Here is a 2,836-nt window from a genome sequence, read left to right as displayed (position 1 = left end):
TGATTTCGGCCGTCAGCTACCGGAGGGATTTTACACCAGAAATCGGACTTGATCCCCAAGAACGAACCGGTCGCTGGTCCTTACAAGATGGCCCAATGGGAGAAAGGTGCGTTCGTTAGCCACATCCCGAACGATTCCTACCCGCTCAAGGACGATGTGAGCGCATTCTACAGTAACGGAGCCTTCTCCCTCGAGAACCCCAGGACGGGCTTCAGGTGGAGTATCGGGGATACCAAGGGGGACATCAAGATCGCCGTGACCGAGGGCCCGTTCGCCAAAGGCCTGAGATTCAGGATCTTGCAGAACCAGAGCGCTGCGGTTCTGTCCCTCATAAGTGGACAGGTAGACTTCATCATGAACTCTCTGGGCCTGCAACGTGGGTTCCAGGATCAGCTCAAGAAGGCCCCAAACATCTCGCTCATAGAGAACAATGTCAACGGCTTCCGGTACATGGCCTTCAACCTGAGCAGGTACCCATACAACATCAAGGAATTCCGGCAGGCAGTATCGACCCTGATCGACCGAGAGTACATCTGCGACCGGGTGCTGCAGGGGGTGGCGTTCCCGCAATACTCAATGGTGCCCCCAGGCAACGCCTTCTGGCACAACCCCAATGTCAAGCAGTGGGGCAAGGGAATGACCCGGTCCGAGAGGATCGCCGAGGCGGTGAGACTCCTGAAGAGTGCCGGGTTCAAATGGGAAGTGGAACCCGAGGTCGACATCAAGAATGACAGGGTTCTCAGGCGCGGCAAAGGCCTCATCATGCCGGACGGCCGAAAGATGCCTTCCTTCGACTTCCTCATCATGACTGCCGGGTACGATCCGCTGAGGTACACCTTCGGCCTGAATATGGCGTCCTGGCTCAAGGAAGTTGGAATACCCATCGAGGCTGTACCGACCGAGTTCAGCGCTGTGAGGACCGCCACCAACAAGCGGGACTACGACGCGTTCATGATGGGCTGGAGTCTCGGCCTGTACCCTGACCACATGCACATCTTCTTCCACTCCAGCCAGGCTCAGGATGGGTTCAACTATCCGATGTACAACAACCCCGAGTTCGACAAGATGGCGAAGGACTTCGTCGCTGAAGCAGATCTTGAGACGGCCAGAGCCAAAGCCTTCAAGCTGCAGGAGTTCCTGGCCGAGGAGTGCCCATATGTAGTACTGTTTGATACCCCCCTGATCGAGGCATATAGGAGTGACCGGGTGCAGTACCAATACACGAAGACATTGAGTGGGCTGCAGTACAACGGCGATGCGACGGCCACGGTCAAAGTCATGGACTGAGCCGTTCGGGCCTTCACTCCTCACTTCTTCCGTGCGCGGGCCCGGGGCTACCCATGGCCCGCGCATGGCCTGGAGTACGATGGCCGCCCAGGCCGCCTCGAAAGTCTGGGGGATGAGAATGCGAAGATACTTTGTGAGCCGCCTGGGGCAGGTGCTTCTCACGCTTCTGATCTACATGACCCTCGTCTACTTCCTGCTGCAGGCGATGCCCGGAGACATCACCCACATGTACCTCGACAACCCGAGGATACCTGTGGCCGCCAGAATTGAACTCGCAAGGCAGCTGGGCTTGGATAGGCCTCTTCTGGTGCAGTACCTGACCTGCCTGAAGAACTTTCTCACAGGGAACCTGGGAGTCTCCTTCTCACAGTATCCAAGGCCTGTCTGGAGCATCCTCATGGAGCGCCTTCCCAGGACTTTCGTGTTGTTTCTCACGGCCCACTCTCTATCGTTCTATGTTGGGTATGTGCTGGGCCGTGTGATTGCCTGGCGGCGTGGCAGAGGTGTGGACTACGCTGCCACGGTGGTGGGCGTCACGTTCTGGACGGCGTTCTACCCGCTTCTAGCCTTGATACTCATATGGGTCTTTGCGTACACCCTGAAATGGCTTCCGCTGAACCAGTTCATCGAGCCGGCAGTCTGGGCTAGGGCACCTTTCACCACGAACACCGTGTTCCGGTACATGGTGTTCGGCGGCGCGTCCGTCGCCGTTGGGCTTTTCCTGGTCTTCTACTACTTCATGAGAGGGCTCAAGCGGAGTCGCTGCAACGTGATCGCCGGGTGGGCCTGCGGCACCGCTGTTGTGGTGACCGCTGTGGGGGCGGTGTGGGCGTCGGGGATGCTCCGGTACATGTGGGACATAGTCAGCCACATGATCCTACCGGTTTGCACCCTCACCCTCATACACTTCGCAGGCACGATGCTCTTGATGCGCGACTCGATGTTGGAGACAATCCAGGAGGACTACGTGATGGCGGCCCGGGCCAAAGGGCTGCCAGATTCCATCGTGCGTGATAGGTGCGCCGCGCGCACCGCGCTCTTGCCCACTGTCACCAGCCTTGTGTTGACTCTGGCATCCTCCATGAGTGGGGGCCTGGTCACAGAGACCATGTTCTCCTGGCCGGGGCTCGGGCAGATCCTCTTCAGATCCGCCCTCACTGGTGACTACCCGCTTGCCACGGGGGCTCTGGTGTTTACGGGCATATTCCTTTTGGCGGCCCACTTCGTGGCGGACCTGCTGTATGCACTGCTTGACCCGAGGATCACCTACACAGGGCACCCCGCAGTGGAAGGCTAGCCGTATTTGGCGCAAGGCAGGTGAAGAAGGATGAGGCAGCTGACGCCCGCCCCGCGCGTTGGCACGGAGGTACTGTGGGAACCCCTCTGGCGGGTTCGGTGGAGGATGATGGTGCGCAGCCTCGCGCAGAACTGGGAAGTCTTCCGCGAGAGCCGCGTGGGCATGCTCGGGATAACGATCATCATCCTGTTTGGGCTGTTTGGGGCGGTCTGGCCCGTGATGATCAACACTGTCCGGGATCCTATGGTTTAC

General features: G+C 58.9%; 2 protein-coding genes. Both read left to right on the top strand.

Translation table 11 applies throughout. From position 1 onward, the window contains the following. The first annotated feature begins 48 nt into the window (after positions 1-48). Positions 49-1,287 carry an ABC transporter substrate-binding protein gene (locus NUW23_15810; GenBank protein ID MCR4427622.1) on the top strand — a complete coding sequence of 413 codons (1,239 nt, stop codon included), beginning with the start codon at positions 49-51 and terminating at the stop codon, positions 1,285-1,287. A gap of 118 nt (positions 1,288-1,405) precedes the next feature. Then, on the top strand, positions 1,406-2,584 hold the full coding sequence (locus NUW23_15805; protein MCR4427621.1) for an ABC transporter permease: 1,179 nt from the start codon (positions 1,406-1,408) through the stop codon (positions 2,582-2,584). Positions 2,585-2,836: the final 252 nt, after the last annotated feature.

It is taken from the genome of Bacillota bacterium, from assembly GCA_024655925.1.
Taxonomy (GTDB): Bacteria; Bacillota; DTU025; order DTU025; family JANLFS01; genus JANLFS01.
The sequence above is the reverse complement of the archived record's forward strand: the minus strand, read 5'-3'. Positions and strand labels throughout refer to the sequence as shown.

Excerpts from the sequence above, each read along its gene's own strand:
- NUW23_15805 (MCR4427621.1), top strand. The coding sequence starts at position 1,406 with ATGCGAAGATACTTTGTGAGCCGCCTGGGGCAGGTGCTTCTCACGCTT.